This is a genomic window from Mycobacterium sp. SMC-16 (assembly GCF_046250085.1).
Lineage (GTDB): Bacteria > Actinomycetota > Actinomycetes > Mycobacteriales > Mycobacteriaceae > Mycobacterium > Mycobacterium phocaicum.
On sequence record NZ_CP176427.1, the window covers coordinates 3,825,401 to 3,847,137 of the forward strand.

A 21,737-nucleotide genomic window follows, 5' to 3' on the forward strand; every position below is an offset into this window, starting at 1 on the left:
CTCCGGATTTTGCAGGTCAGTCAAGTGGCCGCACACCTCTGGCGACCAGTTTGGTCTCCAGGTATTCCTCGAACCCGGCCAGGCCCATCTCCCGGCCGATGCCCGACTGCTTGTAGCCACCGAACGGCGCGTCCGGCGAGTACCAGACCCCGCCGTTGACGTTGATGGTTCCGGTCCGCAGCCGCGACGCCACCCAGTCGACGCGGTCCTGGTCGGTGCCGACGACCGCGCCGGACAGGCCATAGGGCGAATCGTTGGCGATGCGCACAGCGTCGGCGTCGCCGTCGTGGGCGATGACGGTGACCACCGGGCCGAAGATCTCCTCGCGGGCCACCCGGGCGTCGTTGGTGAGCCCGGCGATGACGGTCGGCTCGATGAAGAAGCCTCGGGTCCGGTCCGCGGGGCGTCCACCACCACACGCGAACCGGCCGCCCTCCTCGACCGCCAACCGCAGATAGCCCTCGACGCGGTCGCGCTGACGAGCGGAGATCAGCGGTCCGCACAACGTGGCCGGGTCGGTGGGGTCGCCGAAACCGATGCCGGACATGGCCGTTGCCGCCGCGGCGACGGCCTCGTCATATCGTGCGCGCGGTACCAGCAGACGGGTGGTGAAGGCGCAACCCTGCCCGGCGTGCATCGCGACACCGGCGGCCGCGGCCGCGCAGGCCGCGGGCAGGTCGGCGTCATCGAGCACGATGTAGGCCGACTTGCCGCCCAGTTCCAGGAAAACCTTCTTGATGGTCTGCGACGCGGCCACCATGACGGCCCGGCCCGTTGCCGTCGACCCGGTGAACGACACCAGGTCCACCCGCGGATCCTCGGTCAGCTGGGCCCCGATCCGGTGGTCGTCGGACGTGATGACGTTGACGACACCGGCAGGAAAGTCGGTGCGCTCGTTGATGATCCGGCCCACTTCGGCCGCGCACCACGGAGTGTCCGGCGCGGCCTTGAGCACCACCGTGTTGCCCGCGGCCAGCGCCGGGCCCAGCTTGGCGAAGTTGATCTGGTGCGGGAAGTTCCACGGCGTCACGGCGCCGACGACGCCGCACGGCTCGCGGACGACGGTGCGCCGCGTCGGTTTGCCGAACGGGCTGGCCTCCCCCAGATCGGTTGTCCACGGGTAGTTTTCGGCAAGGTCGGCGACATAGCCCAGACCGTCGACCGGCGCCTGCAGATGCCCACCGTAAGTCAGCGAGACCGGGGCACCCACCTCGGCGACCGTGATGGTGCGCAGGTGCTCGATCTCGTCGTTCAGCGCATCGCGCAACTGCCGCAGGCAGTGCACCCGCAGCGCGGTGTCGCGGGACCAGTCGGTGCCGTCGAATGCGGTACGGGCGGCGGCGATGGCGCGATCCATGTCGTCGGATTCCGCATCGGCCGCGTACCCCAGCGTCTCCTCGGTGGCCGGGTTGATCGTCGCGAACTCGCCACCGCGCCCGGGCACCTGCTGCCCGTCGATCAGCAGGGCGGTGCTCACGTGATGACCAGCCCCTCAAGGATTTCCGCGTCCCGCCAGGCAGCGAGGATGTCGGCGTATTCGGTGGGGCCGCCGAAGAAGAAGCTGTCCTGGTTCAGCCGGTCGCTGGGTTGCCCTTCGCGGTTGTAATAGCCGGGCGTACACGCCTCGCGCCGGCCGGAGATCACCCCGGACCGCGCCACCACGGTGTCGACCCACGCTGCCTCGGCATCGACGGATGCCTCGAGTTCGGTGATGTCGTTCTTGAGCGCCCACGCGACGACCCACGCGGTGTGCCGGGACTGGGTGTCGATGAGGTACGGGAAGTTCACCGTGAATCCCGACTGCGCGATGCTGGCGATGAAGCAGTTCGGAAAACCGTGGACGTGCAGGCCGTGCAGGGTGCGCACGCCGTCGGACCATCTGTCGCTCAACGTCTTTCCGTCGCGGCCGATCACCTCGAAACCCGTCCGTCGGGCGTAGTCGGTGCCGACCTCGAAGCCGGTGGCGAAGATGAGGCAGTCCAGCGGGTATTCGGTGCCGTCGACCACGACCCCGGCAGCGCTGATCTTCTCGACGCCGCGGCCCCGGGTGTCGACCAGGGTGACGTTGTCCCGGTTGAACGTCTGCAGATACTCGTCGTGAAAACAGGGCCGCTTGCAGTAGTAGCCGTACCAGGGCTTGAGGCCCTCCGCGGTGGCCGGGTCGGTCACCAGCGCGTCGATGCGCGCCCGGATCTGCTCCATCTTCGCGAAATCCGCAAGCTCGGCCGCGGACGCACGCGGGTCGGTACCTTCCTTCGCGATCGGCATCGCCTTGGCCAGGCTGGTCCAGGCGTCGGCCACCAGATCCTCGTCGGCCTGGCCGCCCGCGGTGAGAATCTGGAAGTTCTCGATGCGGCGCTGCTGCCAACCAGGCTCCAGCGCCGCCGCCCAGGCCAGATCGGTCGGCGCGTTGGCCCGCACGTCGACCGTCGACGGCGTCCGCTGGAAGACGAACAGCTCCCCCACCGCCGGCGCCAGGCGCGGCACGCACTGGATCGACGTCGCGCCGGTCCCGATGATCCCGACGCGCTTGTCGGCCAGGTGCTCCAGGGCGACGCCGGTGTAGCCGTAGTCCCAGCGGCTGGTGTGGAACGCGTGGCCCGCGAATTCGGTGATGCCCTCGATGCCGGGCAATTTGGGCTTCTGCAGATAGCCGTTGGCCATCGAGACGAACCGGGCGCGGATGGCGTCACCGCGATCGGTGGCGATCACCCACCGCGAATCGGATGGTTCCCAACGGATTTCCCGCACCTCGGTCTGCAGGCAGGCGTTGCGGTACAGGTCGTAGTGCTCGGCGATGGCCCGACAGTGCGCGAAAATCTCGGCACCCTTGGCGTACTTCTCGGTCGGCACGTAGCCCAGCTCTTCCAGCAGCGGCATGTAGACGTACGACTCGACGTCACAGGCGATGCCGGGGTATCGGTTCCAGTACCAGGTGCCGCCGACGTCGGCCGCCTTGTCGATCAGCCGGATGTCGGCCACCCCGAGTTCCCGCAGCCGGGCGCCGGTCAGCAGGCCGCCGAAACCGGCGCCGATGATCGCGACGTCGACCTCGTCGGTCAGCGGCGCCCGGGTGAAACCCGGTTCCGCCCAGGGGTCTTCACCGAACGCCGCGAACCGGCCGGCGATTTCCACGTACTGCCCGATGCCGTCGGTGCGCAACCGGCGCTCGCGTTCCTCTGCGTACCGCTGCCGCAGCGCGTCAGGGTCGAACGTCGTGCCGTCGCTGCCCGAACTCGCGCCATGCGTCATCGATGCATACTGGAACACGTTTCAGTTTCTGGCAAGGGTTCAGGCACTGTCCCGATGTGCCAGCGCAACCCGCAGCTGCCGCCGGCCGCGGGAGACCCGCGACATCACCGTGCCCATGGGCAGTCCCATGAGGCCGGCGGTCTCGGCGTAGGTGTAGCCCTGAACCTCCACATAGAACATGGCGGTCCGCGCACCTTCGGGCAGCTCCCCGAACGCGGCCTCGACATCTCCGTCGGCCATGAGGTCGAGCAGCTCGACCTCTGCCGAACGGCGGGCAGTCGACTTTTCGTGGCCACCCGTCGCGATCACCTCCAGCGGCACCTCCGGTGGGCGCGCTGCCCGGTGGCGATGTCTGCTGACCCACCGGTTGTGCAAGATGCGGAAAAGCCAGGCATTGAGATTGGTGCCCTGCTGAAACGACCCGAATCCCTGATACGCGTGTAACAGGGTGTCCTGCAACAGATCTTCTGCGTCAGCTTCGCAGCGGGTCAGCCGACGGGCGCCGCGGCCGAGGGCGTCGAGCAGCGGCACGGCATCGGCCACAAACCGGGCCGCAAGGTCAGCGTCCGGCACCGGCGCTGCCGTCACGATCGAAACTCCCCTCACCTGTGACAGCACCGGATGCGCCGCCGAACTCAGACTCGCCGGAAAATGCCTGTGGCGAACCATTGGAAGTACGTGGTCGACACCGGAATCCGTGGTGCGCCCGCGATGGATGACTTCGCGCGCCGGCCCGCGTTCAACCCCGCACAGGGTCAAATCCATGACACTGCCGAATGTGTGCCAGAAGGAGACAACGTGAGCTTGGACAACATTTCCCACCTTGGTCAGACGGGGCTCGACGAGTTGGTTCCGTCGCGTTACGCGGTGCCGGTCGGCGATATCGAGGTACTGGTCATCAGTGACGGCGTACTGCCGATCACGGCGTCGACGCTGGGCACCAATGTCCCGCCCGCCGAACTGACAGGCTGGTTGGACGACAACTTCCTGCCGCCCGAGATCGTCGACTGGCCGCTGAACATCGTGGTGGTCCGCAGCGGCGACCAGACGATTCTGGTCGACGCCGGACTTGGGCTGGAGTTCCCGGACTTCCCGCGCGCCGGCCAGACGGTCCAGCGATTGGAGGCGGCCGGTGTCGATCTCGCCTCGGTGACCGACGTCGTGCTGACCCACATGCACATGGACCACGTCGGCGGGCTGATCACCGAGGGCGTCAAGGAGCGGTTCCGGCCGGACCTGCGCGTGCATGCCGCCACTGCCGAGGCCGAGTTCTGGGCGGCCCCGGACTTCTCCCGGACGGTCATGCCGCAGCCCATCCCCGACGTGCTGCGGCGCTCGGCCACCCAGTTCCTGACCGACTACAGCGGCCAATTGCGGACGTTCGAGACGGACTACGAGGTCGCGCCGGGCGTGCTCGTCTCGCGTACGGGCGGTCACACCCCCGGGCACAGCGTGGTTCGGCTGGAATCGCGCGGCGAGAAGCTGACGTTCGCGGGTGATGCCGTGTTCGCCCCGGGATTCGACAACCCCGAGTGGCAGAACGGCTTCGAGCACGATCCCGAGGAGGCGGCGCGTGTTCGCGTCCGCCTGCTGCGGGAGATCGCGGCGACGGGTGAGGCATTGGTCGCGACGCACCTGCCGTTCCCGTCGGTGTGCCATGTGGCGGCCGTCGGCGACGCTTTCCGTTGCGTGCCGGCGACCTGGGACTACTGACCGCTGAACACGAGAACGGCCCCCGGACCTGTTGTCCGGGGGCCGTTTTCAATGCGGCGGGGCAGTCAGGCGGCCGCGCCGCCGCCGTCGGCATGCAGCGTCGACCCGGTGATGAAACTCGACCGCGGCGACGCGAGGAACAGCACGGCCTGCGCGATCTCGGCCGGCTGTGCCGTGCGGCCCAGCGGCAGCGTGCGCCCCAGTTCGTCGTTGGTGTCACCCCATTCGGCAGCCACCCCCGGCGTCGCCGTCGGCCCGGGAGCCACACTGTTGACGCGCACCCCTTGCGGGCCGAATTCCGTTGCCCACGTGCGGGTCAGCGATTCCAGGGCCGCCTTGGACGCGCTGTAACTGGATGCCCCGGGCACACCCTTGAACGCGACCATCGAGGTGACATTGACGATGCTCCCCCGGCTCCGGCGCAACATGCCCGGCACCAGAGCCGCGACCAGGAAGTAGGCACCGCGCACGTTGGTGTCGAAGGTCGACTCGAAGGTCGCCACGTCCTGCTCCACGGTCAGCGCGCCCGGAAAGCTGGCGGCGTTGTTGACCACGATGTCGACATCGCCGCATTGCCGGGCAAGGGATTTCACCGATTCGAGGTCGGCCAGGTCCGCGGCGATGAACCGCACCCCGAGTTCGGCGGCCGCCGCGGCGCCACGCTCGGCCGAGCGTCCGGTGATGATCACCGCCGCGCCTTCGGCCGCCAGCAGGCGCGCCGTCTCGAACCCGATGCCGGCCGTCCCACCCGTCACCAGCGCGGTCAGCCCGGTCAGTTCCGTCACTGGCCGGCCAGCCAGTCCGCCAGGTGCAGGTCCGAGATGATGGCGTCGCCGCTGGTGACCAAGCCGGTGTCGCCGACCTTGGTGCCGAAGTAGGTGGCTGCCGGGTCGACCACGATCGGCAGGCTCTCACCGCGGTGGGCCAGTGCCAGTTTGGCCAGGCCCGCGAACGTCAGTTTGTCCGGGCCACCGATGTTCACGATCCCGTTGACCGGTGCGGCCTGGGCGACGCGAGCCACCTCGGCGGCGACGTCGGCGCCGGCGATCGGCTGGATCAGGCCCTCGGGCACCCGCACCTCGCCGTCGACGATGAGCGACGCGGTGATCGCGTCGGCGAACTCATGGAACTGGGTGGCCCGCACGATGGTGTGGGGCAGCCCCGACTCGGTGATGATGCGCTCCTGGGCGACCTTGGCACGCATGTAGCCGCTGTCCGGCAGTCCGTCGCAACCCACGATGGACAACGCGACATAGTGGCCGACTCCGGCCGTTTTCGCCGCCGCAGTCAGGTTGGTCGCCGACCGGGTGAAGAAGTCCAGCACCGGCCCGTCGGAGAAGTCCGGCGAGTTGACGACGTCGACCAGCACGTCGGACCCCGTCAGCGCTTCCACCAGGCCTGCGCCGGTGAGGACATCGGCGCCCGAGTCCCGCGAAGCCGCCACGGTCTCGTGACCGGCTTCCTTGAGCAGGGCAACGACCTTCGAACCGATCTGGCCGCTGGCACCCATCACAGTGATCTTCATCAGACACACCCTTTCGCTTTGTTTCGGTTGTGCGGCTTCCACACTGGCAGCCGCGGGGAGCCGGCGGACCCCGGAAAGTCCGTAGTCCGCAGGCCGTCAGTCATCGAGGAAAACCACGTTGTCGCCGATCGGGTTACGTGGCGTGTCAAGGTGGTTCGCCGGAAAGGCCGGGTCGGGGTAGCCGATCGAGATCCCGCACAGGATGGTGAGCTCCTCGGGAATGTCGAGCTGCGCGCGCAACACCTCCGGGTAGAAACCGATCGACACCTGTACACAACTCCCGAGCTCGCGTTCGGTCAACGCCAGCATCAGCGTCTGCAGGAACATCCCGACACCCAGCGCGTCGACCGTGCCGAAATCGCGGTGCATGCACACCACCCCGGCGACCGGGGCACGGAAGAACTCCCAGTTGCGCCGCTGCGCCGCCCAGCGGCCTTCCGCATCGCTGCGCTCGATGCCCATCGCGCCGTAAACCAGGGCACCACTCTCGCGGCGCAGATGCGCGAACCGGGGCGGCAGACCCGCCGAGCCCACCTCGGGCGGCGTCGTATCGACGGCGGTGAGCAGCGCGTCCACCAGCCGTGCGCGCCGCGCGCCGGTGACGAAGTAGACGTGCCACGGCTGCGTGTTGGAGTTCGACGGCGCCCGGATCGCGAGCTCCAGCGCCTCGTCGAGCAGGTTCCGCGGAACGGGCGTGTCCGGCAAGAACATCCGTGACGACCGGCGCGACCGGACGATGTCGCCGAACCCGGTGGTCATCGGACTCGCCGGTCCTTGCGCGCTTCGAGTTCCTCGTCGTCGACGACGACGAGCATCGGCACGCCGGGCGTACAGATCATCGTCACCAGAAAGCGCAGGCGGACGTCGGTGCGGTTGTTGGCGTCCGAATAGTGGATGACGTCGCCGCCCGGTTCCCAGAACGCCTCCCCGGCTTTGATCACGCGCGGCGCTTCGCCCTCCAGCTCGAAGAGCATCTCGCCCTCCAAGACGTAACCGAACGACGGCCCGCCGGGATGGCGGTGCGGCGGGGCGCCCGCGCTTCCCGCCGGCCACTCGATGATCGATGTCATCACGTGGGCACCGTCCGGGATGAACGGTGGCGTGACGGTCTGGATGGTCGTGATGGCCTTCATCAGGTCGGCACTATCGAACATTGTTGCTCCTGGAGTTGAACGGCTGCTGCCTTCAGCTTCGTCGCGATGCGGCCGGCACGGACCCTTGAAAGCCCGTAGTCGAAACCGGGTGGAGCCACCGCGCGATGTTGGCGACGTAGCCCTTGAAGACCGCCAAGCGCGCCGGGTCTGCAGCGATCTGAGTGCCGGGAGGATCGGACACGAACGACGGCGCTCCGGCGGTGAGATCCCAGTTGTAGTCGGCAAAGTGGTGGAACGTGGACTCGGCGACCGCGCGGCCCAGCGGCCGTCCGGCCGGGCACCGTTCACCGTCGACCACGACGGCGAGATTGAAGAGCCGGCCGGTCGCGGTACTGCGGCCCTTCGCGATGGCGCGGGCGAGCGGAGGATTCTCGGACACCATGCCCTCATGCGGATGCGCGGGGAACCATTCGATGTGCCCGCTGGCGGTGCGGTCGGTATGCAGCAGTTCGTGCGGCTCGCCGTCGACCAGCACCGGCTGGTAGTCGCCATTGGCGCCGGAATGGTAGTTGGGCCAGGAGATGTCCGGGTTGTCCTGGTCGTCGCACAGGTCGCCGGGATCGAGGCTCGGATCGTGAAATTCGTTGACGACACCCAGGAATCCGAGGCGGTTCAGACAGCACCCCAGGTCTTGGTGATCACGCGCGGTGAGCACACCGCCGCCGCGCTCACGGAACCGCCGGATGCCGTCGGCGTCGGCCGCCGTCAGGCCGTCGCCGACGTCGACCGCCAGCAGCCACAACTGGTCGAAATCCAGCTCGTCCAGCCGACTCAGCACCGGGTCGTCGGTGCGACACGACCGGTTGCGCGCGGTCACATGGTGGCCGCACGCCCTCAGTTCGCCGGCGACCATCGAAAACCGGCGGACGTCCCAATCGTCGGCGCACTCGGTGATCGTCGTCTGCAACAGGATGCGGGACACAGAATTCTTTTCCCTTCAAGGGTTTTCGCGGAACGCGATCAGCATGGCCGATCCCGGACCGCGGTGGACCCTTGACAGTTCGTGGTCCTTGGCGCAATTCAGCCGGCGGGGAATAGCGTGCGCAGCTGCCGCCGCGACGTGATGCCGAGCTTGACGAACACCTTCCGGAGGTGCCATTCGACGGTGTGCGTGCTGATGAACAGCTGCGCACCGATCTCCTGGTTGGTCAGCCCCGCGCCGGCGAGACGGGCGATCTGGGCCTCTTGTGCCGTCAGTTCGTCACCGGTGTTGACGGGCTCCTTGCGGACCTTCTTGCCGGCGGCGATCAGCTCGCGGCGCGCCCGCTCCGCGAACGCCTCCGCGCCCATGCTGCCGAACATTCGGAAGGCTTCGTCGAGGTGCTTGCGGGCATCGGTGCGCCGGTTCATGCGGCGCAGCCATTCGCCGTAACCCAAGTGGGTCCGTGCCAGGAGGAAGACGACCCCGGTGCGCCCGAGCCGTTCGATGGCCTCGGCGTACAGGGCATCTGCGTCCTCGTCATCCGCAACCAGAGCACGCACGTAGGCGAGTGCCCCCAACCCCCAGTCGGTGCCGCTGGTACCCGCACGAGCGGCCAGCCGCTGCGCGGCCCACTCCCCGGTGTCTCTGTCCCCGATGCGTGTTGCGGCTTCGGCGAGCTCAACCAGACCCCAGCTGTAGAAGCCCAGATCGTCGTACTCGCAACAATTCCGGGCCGCGGCGAAGGCTTCGGCGTAGCGCCCGAGTCCGTTGTAGAGCACTGCCGAGAGAAACCCCGTCACGCCGAGCACCCGGCCTTCGCCGCGTGCGGCCGCATCGGACGCTGCCGACTCGATGATGGCCACCGCGTCACCCGCGACCCCACGGAACGCCGCCAACGACAGCGAGTGGTATCGCAAGGGGGCGTAGTCGGTCGCCGCCGAGATCACGGCGGCCTCGGCGATGAGCGCTGCCGCCGTGTCGAATTCGCCTGCGAGCAGATGCACCCCGGCCCCGAAGGCGAGCGCGGACGGCAGCACGGCCAGTGCGCCGGCATCGCGCGCCTGGCGAATCGCGGCGGTGGCCAGCAGCCGGTGGATGCCGTCGTCCCAAATCTCGCCGACGGCAGACTCCTGAACGATGGCCAGCCCCAACGGCATCCACCGCAGGAATTGCCCGTCGGCGTCCTGCGCGTGCCGACAGATGAGCTCCAGCGCGGCGCGCATCTGTTCGGTACCGCCACCGGTGACGATCCGGCTCGCCACGCCGCTCAGCAGCAGGTCCACCGGCCGGTGCAACTCCGCCGCATCGCCGAGGGCCGCGGCCGCGGCGGCGGCCACCTCGGGCAGCGTGTCGGGCCGGCTCAGCCGGCCCGCGTACATGGCGGCGGCGAGCGCCTCCAGATATGTCTCGTGGGCAAGGCCGTCGTCGAGCGTCTCGAGGTCTCTGGCCGCGGCGAGCAGCTTCTGCACGGCATCGCTCAGCGGGGGCACGCCCGGCCCGCCGCCACGACTGCGGGCGAACTGCATCTGGGCCCGCAACCGATCAACTTGTGCCCGTTGCAGTTTCGTCAGTGGCCCCAGTTCGGCGATCGCCAGCAGTTCGTACGCCGCCGCCGGTGCCGCGGCGTCGCGTTTGGCCTGTGCCGCCGCAAGTGCCCGGGCCGCACGCAGGGCCGGGTCCGCGGACAGCACCGTCGCACGTTCCAGGAAGGCCGCTGCCGCGGCGACGCCGCCCTTGCGCTGCGCCCGTCCGGCCGAGCGCTCCAGATCCGCGGCCACCGCGTCGTCGGGCCCCGCTGCCGCATGGGCGAAATGCCAGACGCGCCGGTCGGGGTCGTGTCGTGGATCGGTGGCCTCGGCCAGCGCCCGATGTACCGCGCGGCGCTCGTTCACGTCGGCCGCCCGATAGACAGCCGAACGCATCAACGGGTGGCTGAACCGAACCCGTGCGCCGAACTCGATCAGTCCTGCTGCCTCGGCCGGGGCCAGCGCACCGACGGACAGTCCCAAAGTCGTTGCGGCCCGCTGGAACAGCGCCGCGTCCCCCACCGCGTCGGCGGCGGCGAGGAACAACAGTTGCTGGGTGGCCGGTGGCAGCGCCTCCACGCGACGCCGGTAGCTGTCCTCCACCTGACCCGTCACGCTGCGCCTGCTGCCCATGTTCCAGAAACCGCCGGCGAGCTCGGCGGCGGACACACTGCGGGGAACCTCGAGGAGCGCGAGCGGGATCCCTCGCGTCTCGGCGACGAGACGATCGCGCACCCGTTCGTCGACCCGCCCCAACAGCACCGAGTCCAGAAGATCCCTGGCATCGGCATCCGACAGACCGGTCACCGTCAGTTCCGGCAGGTTCCCCAGCGCCTGCGCTCCGGTGTCGCGGGCTGCGAACAGCAGCACGATGGGCTCGGCGAGGAACCGCCGCGCGACGAAGGCGAGGGTCTGCACCGACACCTGATCGAGCCACTGCGCGTCGTCGACCACACACAACAGCGGCTGATCGTCGGTGGCGGCGGCCAGCAGGCTGAGTACCGCGAGCCCCACCAGGAAGCGGTCCGGCGCGGCTCCGGCACCACGGCCGAAGGCCACGTCCAGCGCTTCGCGCTGCGGCGTCGGCAGTTCGTCGAGGTGATGCATCAGCGGTGCGCACAGCTGCTGCAGGCCCGCGTAGGCCAGCTCCATGTCGGACTCGACGCCCGTCACCTGGACACAGCGGAATCCGTCCGCGGCATTGACCGCATACCTCAGCAGCGCGGTCTTCCCGACCCCCGCCTCACCCCGCAGGACCAGCACCTGACTGCTACCCGACCGCGCGGCCGACAACAGGCCGCGCAGCGTCGTGATCTCGCTGTCGCGGCCACGCAAGACCGGCCCGCGATCCTGGCTCGCCATCGGCACCACCGTTCTGGTTGCTGTCAGCAGTCATGCCCAGACACAAAGGTGCCCCAAAACCGAAGTTTTGGGGCACCTTCGCTTCTGCTCACGCAGAAAAAAATCAGCCCTTACGAGCCTTGATGGCGTCGGTCAGCTGCGGTGCGACCTGGAACAGGTCACCCACGATGCCGAGGTCGGCGATCTCGAAGATCGGGGCCTCTTCGTCCTTGTTGACCGCAACGATGGTCTTGGACGTCTGCATGCCGGCGCGGTGCTGGATGGCGCCCGAGATACCGAGGGCGATGTACAGCTGCGGGGCAACGGTCTTACCGGTCTGGCCGACCTGGAACTGACCGCCGTAGTAGCCCGAGTCGACCGCGGCACGCGAAGCACCGACAGCACCGCCGAGCGAGTCGGCCAGGGCCTCGACGACCGCGAAGTTGTCGGCGCTGCCGACACCACGGCCACCGGCGACCACGACGCTGGCCTCGGTGAGCTCCGGACGGTCACCGGCGACGGCCGGCTCGCGCGAGGTGATCTTGGTGGCGTTCTCGGCCTGGGCCGGAACCTCGACGTTGACGACCTCGCCGGCACCGTCGGCCGGGGCGGCCTCGACGGCACCCGGACGGACCGCGATCACCGGGAGCACGTCGTTGGCCTGCGCCTCGACGGTGTACGCGCCACCGAAGATGCTGTGCACACCGATGCCACCGGCCTTGACGTCGACGACGTCGACCAGCAGGCCGGCACCCAGGCGGGCGGCCAGACGACCGGCGACCTCTTTGCCCTCGGTGCTGGCGACCGTCAGAACGGCGGCCGGGCCGGCGGACTCGACGAGCGCCTCGAGCACATCGACGGTCGGGGTGACCAGGAAGCCGGCCGCCTCATCCGATTCGGCGACGTAGATCTTGGCCGCACCGGCGGCCTTGAGGGCATCGGTCAGCGGGGCGGCGGTGCCGGGGGCACCCACCACAACCGCCGACGGCTCACCGAGCACACGGGCAGCGGTGATCAGTTCGGTGCTCACCTTCTTGAGGGCACCATCGGCGTGCTCGACGAGCACAAGTACTTCAGCCATGCGTATTTGCCTCTGTGTCTTTCTGGAAGTTTCGGTGTGGTGGGGGCTAGATCAGCTTCTGGCCAACGAGGTACTCGGCGATCTTGTTGCCGCCCTCGCCCTCGTCCGTGATCTTCTCGCCCGCGGCCTTGGCCGGCTTCGGCGTCGACGACAGCACCTTGCTGCTGGCGTTGGCGACACCGACCTCGTCGGCCTCGACACCGATCTCGGCCAGCGTCAGCACGGTGACCGGCTTCTTCTTGGCGGCCATGATGCCCTTGAACGACGGGAAGCGGGCCTCGCCGATGCGCTCGTTGACGCTCACGACGGCGGGAAGCGCAGCCTCCAGGCCGAAGACGCCCTCGTCGGTCTCACGCTCACCGGTGACCTTGCCGCCCTCGACGGAGATGCTGCGCAGGGAGGTCAGCTGCGGCAGACCCAGCAGCTCGGCGATGACGGCCGGAACCGCGCCACCGACACCGTCGGTGGACTCGTTGCCACCGATGACCAGCTCGGCGCCCTCGATGGTGCCGAGCGCGCGGGCCAGGGTCCAACCGGTCTGGACGATGTCCGAGCCCTTGAGCTGGTCGTCCTTCACGTGCACCGCGTTGTCGGCGCCCATCGACAGAGCCTTGCGGATGGCCTCGGTGGCCCGCTCCGGTCCGACGGTCAGCACGGTGACGGTGCCGGCGCCGCCGGCGGCCTCTTCCTTCTCCTTGATCTGCAGCGCGGCCTCGACGGCGCGCTCGTTGATCTCGTCGAGCACCGCGTCCGCGGACTCGCGGTCGAGGGTGAAGTCGCCGTCGTTGAGCTTGCGCTCCGACTCATAGTCAGGGACCTGTTTGATCAGGACCACGATGTTCGTCATGGGTGTGGTTCGTCCTCCTCGATGAGGCCGGCGGTCGGCCTGGCATTCACGATTAACGCAACGACCAACATGTTACTACTCGGTAACTTATGTGGCATGGCGCAGGAACACCATAGCTGGTCGAACGCGGCCCGAGGATGCCGCCTTTTGTTTTCTTGACCACACTTGAGGGGGTTCGGCAACATGGCAGAACCAGCAGGTGGAACGGCCCAACCGATCGGGCCTGGGAATTCCTGGACCACTCTGAGCTAGCCTGCCTATCTAATGAGCACTTTTCCCGAAACCCAGCGGGCGGCAGCCGAGCCGCAGGCTGAATCGCTCCTGCCAGTCATGCCACTGACCGGCGAGCGCACCGTCCCGGACCTGGCGGAGGAGAACTACTGGTTCCGCCGGCACGAGGTGGTGTACCGGCGACTGGTCGACCGTTGCCGCGACCGTGACGTCCTGGAGGCCGGTGCCGGCGAGGGCTACGGTGCCGACCTCATCGCCGATGTCGCGCGCCGGGTGATCGGGCTGGACTACGACGAGTCCTCCGTGGCGCACATCCGCACCCGCTACCCGAGGGTCGAGATGCTGCACGGCAACCTGGCCGCGCTGCCGCTGCCCGACGCCTCCGTCGACGTCGTGGTCAACTTCCAGGTCATCGAACACCTTTGGGATCAAGGACAATTCGTCGCCGAGTGCCTGCGGGTGCTGCGCCCCGGCGGCGTGCTGCTGATGTCGACGCCCAACCGCATCACCTTCACCCCCGGCAGCGACACCCCGCTGAACCCGTTCCACACCCGCGAACTGAACGCCGCCGAAATGACCGAACTGCTGACCGAGCAGGGCTTCGTCATGGAGGCCATGCTGGGCGTCTATCACGGCGCCGGGCTGCGTGAGCTCGATGCCAAGCACGGCGGCTCGATCATCCAGGCGCAGATCGACCGCGCCGTGGCCGATGCGCCCTGGCCCGCGGACCTGCTGGCCGACGTGGCCGCGGTGACCATCGACGACTTCGACCTGCTGGACGCCGGCGCCGCCGGTGTCGACATCGACGACAGCCTCGATCTGGTGGCAATCGCGGTGCGGCCGTGAGTGATTCGCCGACGCCGGTACCGGGGATGTTCACCCTGGTGCTGCATACGCACCTGCCGTGGCTGGCGCATCACGGCCGCTGGCCGGTCGGCGAGGAGTGGCTGTACCAGTCGTGGGCGACGGCCTACCTGCCCCTGACGCGCGTCCTGCGCGAGCTGGCCGAGGAAGGTCGCGGCCACCTGCTGACCCTCGGCATGACGCCCGTCGTCACCGCCCAGCTCGACGATCCGTACTGCCTGGCCGGCATGCAGCAGTGGCTGTCCAACTGGCAGCTGAGGGCCCTGGAGGCGACGACCGTCCGTGACGGCGGCGGCGCCCCCGAGACTTTCAACTCACCGGAAGCGTTGCGCGCCTTCGGTATTCACGAACACCAGCAGGCCGGCGCGGCGCTCGCGGAATTCGCCGAGCACTGGCAGCACGGCGGCAGCCCGGTGCTGCGGCAGCTCATCGGCGCGGGCACCATCGAATTGCTCGGCGGCCCGCTGGCGCATCCGTTCCAGCCGCTGCTCAACCCCCGGCTGCGCGAGTTCGCGCTGCGCGAGGGCCTGGCCGACGCCGGCGCCCGGTTCGCGCACACCCCCGGCGGCATCTGGGCACCCGAATGCGCCTACGCCCCCGGCATGGAGACCGGCTACGCGGCCGCCGGCGTCACCCACTTCATGGTCGACGGCCCGTCGCTGCACGGCGACACCGCGCTCGGCCGCCCGGTCGGCGAGTCGGACGTCGTGGCCTTCGGCCGCGACCTGCAGGTCAGTTACCGCGTGTGGTCCCCCAAGTCCGGCTACCCGGGGCACCCGGCCTACCGCGACTTCCACACCTACGACCACCTCACCGGCCTCAAGCCGGCGCGGGTCACCGGCCGCACCGTCCCGTCGGAGTCGAAGGCCCCGTACGAGCCCGAGCGGGCCGCCGCCGCCATCGACGCACACGTCGCGGATTTCGTGCACACGGTTCGGCGCCGGCTGATCTCGGAGGCCGAACGCACCGGGCGCCCGGCCCACGTCGTCGCCGCCTTCGACACCGAGCTGTTCGGGCACTGGTGGCACGAGGGACCGGAGTGGCTGGGGCGCGTCCTGCGCGCGCTGCCGGCCGCCGGCGTCCGGGTCGGCACGCTGTCGGACGCGATCGCGGGCGGCTTCGTCGGCTCCCCCGTCGACCTGCCGCCGAGCTCGTGGGGTTCAGGCAAGGACTGGCAGGTCTGGTCCGGCGAGCAGGTCGCCGACTTCGTGACGCTCAACGCCGAGGTCGTCGATACCGCGCTGACCACGGTGGACAAGGTCCTGGCGCAGGATTCGGCGTACCCGGCACGCGACCGCGTGGCCGACCAGATCCTGCGCGAAGCCCTGCTGACCGTCTCGAGCGACTGGCCCTTCATGGTGAGCAAAGACACCGCGGCGGAATATGCTCGCTATCGCGCGCACCTGCACGCGCACGCCACCCGGGAGATTGCCGGTGCCCTCGCGTCTGGACGGCGCGATCAGGCCCACAAGCTCGCGGAAGGTTGGAACCGCGCCGACGGACTGTTCGGCGCCCTGGACGCCAGGCGGTTACCCCGATGAAAATCCTCATGGTCTCGTGGGAGTACCCACCCGTGGTGATCGGTGGCCTCGGACGCCACGTCCACCATCTGGCCGTCGAACTGGCCGCCCTCGGCCACGAGGTCGTGGTGCTGTGCCGCCGTCCCGCGGACACCGACCCCAGCACGCACCCCACCACCAATGAGGTGCACGAGGGCGTGTGGGTGATCTCCGCCGCTCTCGACCCGAACGAGTTCAAATTCGGCACCGACATGATGGCGTGGACACTGGCCATGGGCCACGCCATGATTCGCGCCGGGCTGAGCCTGCGCGACTGGACCCCGGATGTCGTACACGCGCACGACTGGCTGGTCGCCCACCCCGCGGTGACCCTCGCCGAATTCTTCGACGTGCCACTGGTCTCCACCATCCACGCCACCGAGGCCGGCCGGCATTCCGGCTGGCTCTCCGGCCCGGTGAGCCGCCAGGTGCACTCACTGGAATCGTGGCTCGTGCACGAGTCCGACTCGCTGATCACCTGCTCGGTATCCATGGGCGAGGAGATCACCGACCTGTTCGGACCCGAGCTGCCTGACGTGAGCGTGATCTGCAACGGCATCGACACCGCCGGCTGGCCGTTCGCCATGCGCCGCGAGCATGACGGGCCGGCCGAGCTGCTGTTCGTCGGACGGCTCGAGTACGAGAAGGGCGTGCACGACGTCATCGCGGCGCTGCCCCGGATCCGACGGACCCACCCGGGCACCACCCTGACCGTCGCCGGCGACGGCACCCAGTACGACTGGCTGGTCGAGGAAGCCCGCAAAGCCAAGGTCGCCAAGGCCGTGAATTTCGTTGGCCGCGTTGATCATTCCGGGCTGCTGGAGCTGCTGCACCGGGCCGACGCCGCGGTCCTGCCGAGCCACTACGAGCCGTTCGGCATCGTGGCGCTGGAAGCCGCCGCGGCCGGTACCCCGCTGGTGACGTCGAACGTCGGCGGACTCGGCGAAGCGGTGATCAACGGCAAGACCGGCGTCTCCTGCCCGCCGCGCAACGTGGGCGCGTTGGCGTCCGCGGTCCGCAAGGTGCTCGACGACCCGGCGGGCGCGCAGCAGCGCGCCCTGGCCGCGCGCGACCGGTTGAACCACGACTTCTCGTGGCAGACCGTCGCCGCCGAGACGTCGGACGTGTACCTCGCCGCCAAGCGCGGCGAGCGCCTGCCGCACGCGCGTCGTCCCATCGTCGAACGGCCGCTGCCCGACCGCGGCTGAGGACTCTTCACCGAAAGTCATAGAACTGTCCCTTTTCCCTGGAAGAGGGACAGTTTTCTGCTGGATCGAGGACTCTCGCCCCTTGACGGACATACCCCCCGGGGGTACAAACGGCAGGGTGTTGACTCGCCGCAGTTTCCTGATCGCCTCTGCCGTCACTGGCGCGTCGGCGCTGGCCGGCGCCGCCGCGTGCGGCAAGACGCCGGCCCCCGCCACAGCCGGCGCCGTCGACCCGAAGGCCATTGCCGCGACCGAGGCCGCCCGTCCACACAGCGGGCGCACCGTCTCGGTGGCACTGCGCCCGCAGCCGGCCACCGTCGACCTCGGCGGGGTCACCGTGCAGACGCTCGCGTACGGCGACCAGGTGCCAGGTCCGCTGATCCGCGCTTCGGTGGGCGACGAACTGTCCGTCCGTGTGTCCAACGGGCTCGACCACGACACCTCGGTGCACTGGCACGGCATCGCCCTGCGCAACGACATGGACGGCGCGGCACCCGCGACGCCGAACATCAAGCCCGGCAACGACTTCACCTACGCCTTCTCCGTCCCGCACGCCGGCACCTATTGGGCACACCCGCACACCGGCCTCGACGCGGACTACGGACTGTACCTGCCGGTGATCGTCGACGACCCCGCGGACCGCGGCCGTTACGACGCGGAATGGATTGTGGTCCTTGATGATTGGACCTCAGGCGCCGGCAAGTCACCCCAGCAGATCTACGACGGCCTGCGCGCCATGGCCGGCATGGGACACATGGGCGGCGGCCACGACATGAGCGGCATGGGCGACATGCCCATGGCGACGAGCACGCTGCTCGGCGGTGACGCCGGCGACGTCAAGTACCCCTACTTCCTCGCCAACGGCCGGATTCCGGCCGCACCAACGGTTTTCAATGCCAAGCCCGGCCAGCGCATCCGGCTGCGCATCATCAACGCCGGCGCCGACACCGCGTTCCGGGTGGCCCTCGCCGGGCACCGGATGACCGTCACCCACACCGACGGCTTCCCCGTCGACCCGGTGGATGTGGACGCGCTGCTGCTGGGCATGGGCGAGCGCTACGACGTCATCGTCACGGCAGGCTCCGGTGTCTTCCCGTTGGTGGCGGTGGCCGAGGGCAAGGACAGCGCCGCCCGGGCCCTGCTCTCCACCGGCGCGGGCACAGCGCCGGACGCCGCGTTCCGTCCCGCCGAGCTGACGCGCCGCGTCGGCACCGTCACCGACTTCACGGCCACCTCGGCCGTCGACCTCGGACCCAGCACGCCGGACGTCACGCTGGCCGCCGAACTCACCGGCTCGATGATGAAGTACGACTGGGGCATCAATGGGCGCGGCTTCGACAACCGCCAGGTCCTGACGGTCCGTCAGGGCCAGCGCGCGACCATGACCTTCACCAACTCGACCACCATGTGGCACCCCATGCACCTGCACGGGCACACGTTCCAGGTGCTGCAGCCCGACGGTCGGCGCGGCCCGCGCAAGGACACGCTGATCGTGCTGCCCAGGCAGAAGCTGACCGCCGCATTCGTCGCCGACAACCCCGGCGACTGGATGATGCACTGCCACAACGCCTATCACCAGGAGGCGGGCATGATGACGACGCTCGACTACACGAGCTGAGTTACCGGGAACTCTTCTTCCGCTCGATGTCGGCCAGCGCCCGGGCGAGTTCCTCGCGCTCCGCGGCCGAGGTCTCCCAGTCCAGCTTGCGGTTCTTGACCACCTTGGCCGGAGCGCCGACCGCGATGGAGAAGTCCGGTATCTCGCCCTTGACCACCGCGTGGGCACCGAGCACGCAGCCGCGGCCGATGCTGGTGTTGCGCAGGATCGTCACCTTGGCCGCGACCCAGGTGTCAGGACCGATCCGCACCGGGCCCTTGATGATGCCCTGGTCCTTGATCGGCAGCTCCATGCTGTCCATCTTGTGGTCGAAGTCGCAGACGTAGCACCAGTCGGCCATGAGCGCCGACTCACCGATCTCGATGTCGAGGTAGGTGTTGATGACGTTGTCGCGTCCCAGCACCACCTTGTCACCGAACCGCAGCGAGCCCTCGTGGCAGCGGATGGTGTTCTTGTCACCGATGTGTACCCAGCGGCCGATCTCCATCTGCGCCAGCTCGGGCGTGCACTGGATCTCCACGCCCTTGCCGAGGAACACCATGCCGCGCGTGATGATGTGCGGGTTGGCCAGCTTGAACTTGAGCAGCCGGAAGTACCGCACCAGGTACCAGGGTGTGTAGGCCTTGTTGTCGAGCACCCACTTCAGCGACTCACGGGTGAGGAAGCGCGCCTGCCGCGGATCGCGCAGCCGCGAACCTCGCCATCGCTTGTGAATCGGTGCGCCCCACATCGTCGTCATGGCCGGAAAGCCTACGCGAGGCGAAATCGGACATTCGCCGGTCTCGGGCTAGTCTCGGGACTCGATGCCTGCACACCGAATCCGCCGCCTCGCCGTCATTGCTGTTGCCGCGGTCACCCTGACCGTCGCCGGGTGCGGCAACACCGACTCCTGGGTCAAGGCGCACCCCTCGGACGGCTGGCCGGCGCAGTATGGCGACGCCGCCAACAGCAGCTACACCGCGCTGGCCGGGGCGAGCAGCCTCAAGCAGGACTGGGCCCGCTCGGCCAAGGGCAATATCGGCGCACAGGTGATCCTCGGCTCGGGCAGCTTTCTGGCCATCAACGCGCAGTCGGCCAATGGTTGCTCGCTGATGGTGTGGGAAAGCGACCAGCATGGCCGCCAGCGCTGGTGCACGCGCCTGTGGCAGGGCGGCGGCATGTCGAGTCCCCTGTTCGATGGCTTCGACAACATGTACGTCGGCCAACCGGGCGCGATCATGTCGTTCCCGCCGACGCAGTGGATCCGGTGGCGCCAGCCGGTCATCGGGATGCCGACGACGCCGCGCATCCTGTCCCCCGGTCAGCTCCTGGTGGTGACGCACCTGGGCCAGGTGCTGGTTTTCGACGCGCACCGCGGCCAGACCATCGGCGCCCCGCTGGACCTCGTCAGCGGCGTCGACCCCGCCGACTCGGCGCGCGGCCTGGCCGACTGCCAGCCCGCCAAATCGGCCTGCCCCATCTCTGCGGCGCCCGCCTACTCCCCTGACACCAACATGGTGGTGCTGGGCCTGTGGCAGCCGGGCACCGATGCCCCCGTCCTCGTCGGCATGCGCTACCACGAGGGCCAGACGCCGCTGCTGACGCGCGAATGGACCAGCACCGCGGTCGGGGGCGGTCCCATCGCCAGCCCGGTACTGTCCGCCGACGGCAAGACCGTCTACGTCAACGGCCGCGACCAGCACCTGTGGGCGGTGAACTCCGCCGACGGCAAGGCCAAATGGTCGGTCAACCTGGGCTTCCAGCCGCAGACGCCGCCGTCGGTGACGCCGGATGGTCTGGTGGTCGCCGGCGGCGGGCCGCAGACCAAGCTCACCGCGGTCAAGGACAAGGGCGACAAGGGTGAGGTGGCGTGGACGCGCAGCGACGTCGAGCCGCTGACGACGTCGACGCGCGCCGGCACCGAAGTCGGGTACGTCGTGGTCCGCGACGGTCAGGCCGGCCAGGCATTGGTGGTCTTCTCCCCCGCCGACGGCCACACCGTGAACAGCTATCCGCTGCCGGGCGCCACGGGCTGGCCGGTCGGAGTATCCGTCGGGCACGACAAACGCGTCGTCACCGCGACGAGCGACGGCCAGGTCTACGCGTTCGCCCCAGCCTGATCAGGGATTTGTGCACGATTTTCCGCGCGGGCCGCGGAAAATCGTGCACGAATCCCTAGGCCAGCATCGCCTCGATCGGGGCTCGCGGCACCGTGACCTGCACCGCGCCGGCGGATTCCGGTAGCACCTGCCCCTGGCTGAAGAAGAAGATCAGCGAGTCGTTGGTGATCGCGAAGTTCTGGTAGGTCTCGGGGTCCAGCCCGGCCGCGGGCGGCATCAGCACCGGCTGCGCGGACTGGCGGATCAGTTCACCCTGAACCATCGGCAGGATCACCGGAAAAGGTTGTGCGCCAGGTGCGAACAGGTTCTCGATGGTGATCGGCCTGCGCTGGACCAGGTCCCACGTGAACGTCTTGTAGAAGGTCTGCGGATGCGCCCCACCGACATCCTGGAACGTCTTGAAGACGACCGACTGGGTGTTGCGCGGTGGGATCGCCGCTGTGTACTGCGTCGCGCTGGTGTCCAGCTCGTACGAGGTCTCGTGCGGCCCAGGCATCTTCGCGACGTTGACGTACCCGTCACGGGTCTGCGTGATGTAGTCGACCACCGCCTGCTGATCCGGGTAGTCGATGGGGTAGCTGATGTTGAGCGCGTAGCCGCGGGTGGTGTCGCGAATCTGACACATCCGCGAGCCGTCGACGACGCCGCCCAGCTCCGGGCATTTCGCCGGGGTCGCGGCCGCAAGAGGCATGCCGAGCCATCCGACCGCCCCTGTTGCAGCGATCACTGCGGCGAGTGCGGGAAGGCGCATCTGGTGAATCCTCCAGGGATGAATGAATGGCGGCACATCGCCACCG

19 protein-coding genes are annotated in these 21,737 nt (G+C 68.8%); 6 read left to right on the plus strand and 13 right to left on the minus strand.

The features are described from left to right. Positions 1-16: 16 nt before the first annotated feature. Genes ACJEIK_RS18430 through ACJEIK_RS18440 form a run of 3 tightly spaced genes read right to left on the minus strand, consistent with a single transcriptional unit; the run spans position 17 to position 3,840 of the window. The gene (locus ACJEIK_RS18430; RefSeq protein ID WP_409430104.1) at positions 17-1,477 is read right to left on the minus strand and encodes an aldehyde dehydrogenase; all 1,461 of its coding nucleotides are present in this window, start codon (positions 1,475-1,477) and stop codon (positions 17-19) included. Continuing rightward, positions 1,474-3,252 carry a flavin-containing monooxygenase gene (locus ACJEIK_RS18435; protein WP_409430105.1) on the minus strand — a complete coding sequence of 593 codons (1,779 nt, stop codon included), beginning with the start codon at positions 3,250-3,252 and terminating at the stop codon, positions 1,474-1,476. Before ACJEIK_RS18435 ends, ACJEIK_RS18430 begins: the two co-directional genes overlap by 4 nt. Before the next feature lie 39 nt (positions 3,253-3,291). Next, a complete protein-coding gene (locus tag ACJEIK_RS18440; RefSeq protein ID WP_234789656.1) occupies positions 3,292-3,840 on the minus strand; it encodes a sigma-70 family RNA polymerase sigma factor in 549 nt (182 codons plus the stop codon). A gap of 210 nt (positions 3,841-4,050) precedes the next feature. Here ACJEIK_RS18440 and ACJEIK_RS18445 point away from each other — a divergent pair, with 210 nt between their 5' ends. Continuing rightward, complete coding sequence (locus ACJEIK_RS18445; RefSeq protein ID WP_409430106.1) at positions 4,051-4,965, plus strand: MBL fold metallo-hydrolase; 915 nt, start codon at positions 4,051-4,053, stop codon at positions 4,963-4,965. A gap of 65 nt (positions 4,966-5,030) precedes the next feature. Here the strand turns inward: ACJEIK_RS18445 and ACJEIK_RS18450 are convergent, their stop codons facing one another. The 8 genes from ACJEIK_RS18450 to ACJEIK_RS18485 all read right to left on the minus strand — a co-directional run bounded on the left by ACJEIK_RS18450 (position 5,031) and on the right by ACJEIK_RS18485 (position 13,361). Next, a complete protein-coding gene (locus ACJEIK_RS18450) occupies positions 5,031-5,750 on the minus strand; it encodes an SDR family NAD(P)-dependent oxidoreductase (RefSeq protein WP_409430107.1) in 720 nt (239 codons plus the stop codon). Continuing rightward, positions 5,747-6,490, minus strand: a complete 744-nt coding sequence (locus ACJEIK_RS18455) for an SDR family oxidoreductase (protein WP_061007012.1) — start codon at positions 6,488-6,490, stop codon at positions 5,747-5,749. Before ACJEIK_RS18455 ends, ACJEIK_RS18450 begins: the two co-directional genes overlap by 4 nt. 96 nt (positions 6,491-6,586) lie before the next feature. After that, on the minus strand, positions 6,587-7,249 hold the full coding sequence (locus ACJEIK_RS18460) for a nitroreductase (protein ID WP_409430108.1): 663 nt from the start codon (positions 7,247-7,249) through the stop codon (positions 6,587-6,589). Continuing rightward, entirely contained in the window at positions 7,246-7,644 is a 399-nt protein-coding gene (locus ACJEIK_RS18465) for a cupin domain-containing protein (RefSeq protein WP_135356581.1), read from the minus strand. Before ACJEIK_RS18465 ends, ACJEIK_RS18460 begins: the two co-directional genes overlap by 4 nt. A 31-nt stretch (positions 7,645-7,675) precedes the next feature. Then, the gene (locus ACJEIK_RS18470; RefSeq protein WP_409430109.1) at positions 7,676-8,566 is read right to left on the minus strand and encodes a hypothetical protein; all 891 of its coding nucleotides are present in this window, start codon (positions 8,564-8,566) and stop codon (positions 7,676-7,678) included. A 98-nt stretch (positions 8,567-8,664) separates the two neighbouring features. Beyond that, complete coding sequence (locus ACJEIK_RS18475; protein ID WP_409430110.1) at positions 8,665-11,454, minus strand: AAA family ATPase; 2,790 nt, start codon at positions 11,452-11,454, stop codon at positions 8,665-8,667. Between the two features lie 103 nt (positions 11,455-11,557). Beyond that, a complete protein-coding gene (locus tag ACJEIK_RS18480; RefSeq protein WP_061007015.1) occupies positions 11,558-12,514 on the minus strand; it encodes an electron transfer flavoprotein subunit alpha/FixB family protein in 957 nt (318 codons plus the stop codon). A gap of 46 nt (positions 12,515-12,560) precedes the next feature. Beyond that, on the minus strand, positions 12,561-13,361 hold the full coding sequence (locus tag ACJEIK_RS18485; RefSeq protein WP_061007016.1) for an electron transfer flavoprotein subunit beta/FixA family protein: 801 nt from the start codon (positions 13,359-13,361) through the stop codon (positions 12,561-12,563). 330 nt (positions 13,362-13,691) lie between these two features. On the opposite strand from ACJEIK_RS18485, the gene ACJEIK_RS18490 reads away from it, so the two are divergent. From ACJEIK_RS18490 to ACJEIK_RS18505, 4 genes are all read left to right on the plus strand, one after another. Continuing rightward, the gene (locus ACJEIK_RS18490) at positions 13,692-14,438 is read left to right on the plus strand and encodes a bifunctional 2-polyprenyl-6-hydroxyphenol methylase/3-demethylubiquinol 3-O-methyltransferase UbiG (protein ID WP_061007017.1); all 747 of its coding nucleotides are present in this window, start codon (positions 13,692-13,694) and stop codon (positions 14,436-14,438) included. Between the two features lie 26 nt (positions 14,439-14,464). After that, complete coding sequence (locus ACJEIK_RS18495) at positions 14,465-15,997, plus strand: 1,4-alpha-glucan branching protein domain-containing protein (RefSeq protein WP_409431724.1); 1,533 nt, start codon at positions 14,465-14,467, stop codon at positions 15,995-15,997. Further along, positions 15,994-17,223 (plus strand): glycosyltransferase family 4 protein, encoded by a 1,230-nt coding sequence (locus tag ACJEIK_RS18500; RefSeq protein ID WP_409430111.1) that lies wholly within the window; start codon positions 15,994-15,996, stop codon positions 17,221-17,223. Before ACJEIK_RS18495 ends, ACJEIK_RS18500 begins: the two co-directional genes overlap by 4 nt. A 118-nt stretch (positions 17,224-17,341) precedes the next feature. Then, positions 17,342-18,841, plus strand: coding sequence for a multicopper oxidase family protein (locus ACJEIK_RS18505; protein ID WP_409430112.1), 1,500 nt, complete (start codon positions 17,342-17,344; stop codon positions 18,839-18,841). Position 18,842: 1 nt separating this feature from the next. Here the strand turns inward: ACJEIK_RS18505 and ACJEIK_RS18510 are convergent, their stop codons facing one another. After that, positions 18,843-19,580, minus strand: a complete 738-nt coding sequence (locus tag ACJEIK_RS18510; RefSeq protein WP_061007020.1) for an acyltransferase — start codon at positions 19,578-19,580, stop codon at positions 18,843-18,845. Positions 19,581-19,644: 64 nt separating this feature from the next. Between ACJEIK_RS18510 and ACJEIK_RS18515 the strand changes: the two genes are divergently transcribed. After that, complete coding sequence (locus ACJEIK_RS18515) at positions 19,645-20,940, plus strand: PQQ-binding-like beta-propeller repeat protein (RefSeq protein ID WP_406801777.1); 1,296 nt, start codon at positions 19,645-19,647, stop codon at positions 20,938-20,940. Positions 20,941-20,995: 55 nt separating this feature from the next. On the opposite strand, the gene ACJEIK_RS18520 is transcribed toward ACJEIK_RS18515, so the two are convergent. Then, on the minus strand, positions 20,996-21,691 hold the full coding sequence (locus ACJEIK_RS18520) for an esterase (protein WP_061007022.1): 696 nt from the start codon (positions 21,689-21,691) through the stop codon (positions 20,996-20,998). Positions 21,692-21,737: the final 46 nt, after the last annotated feature.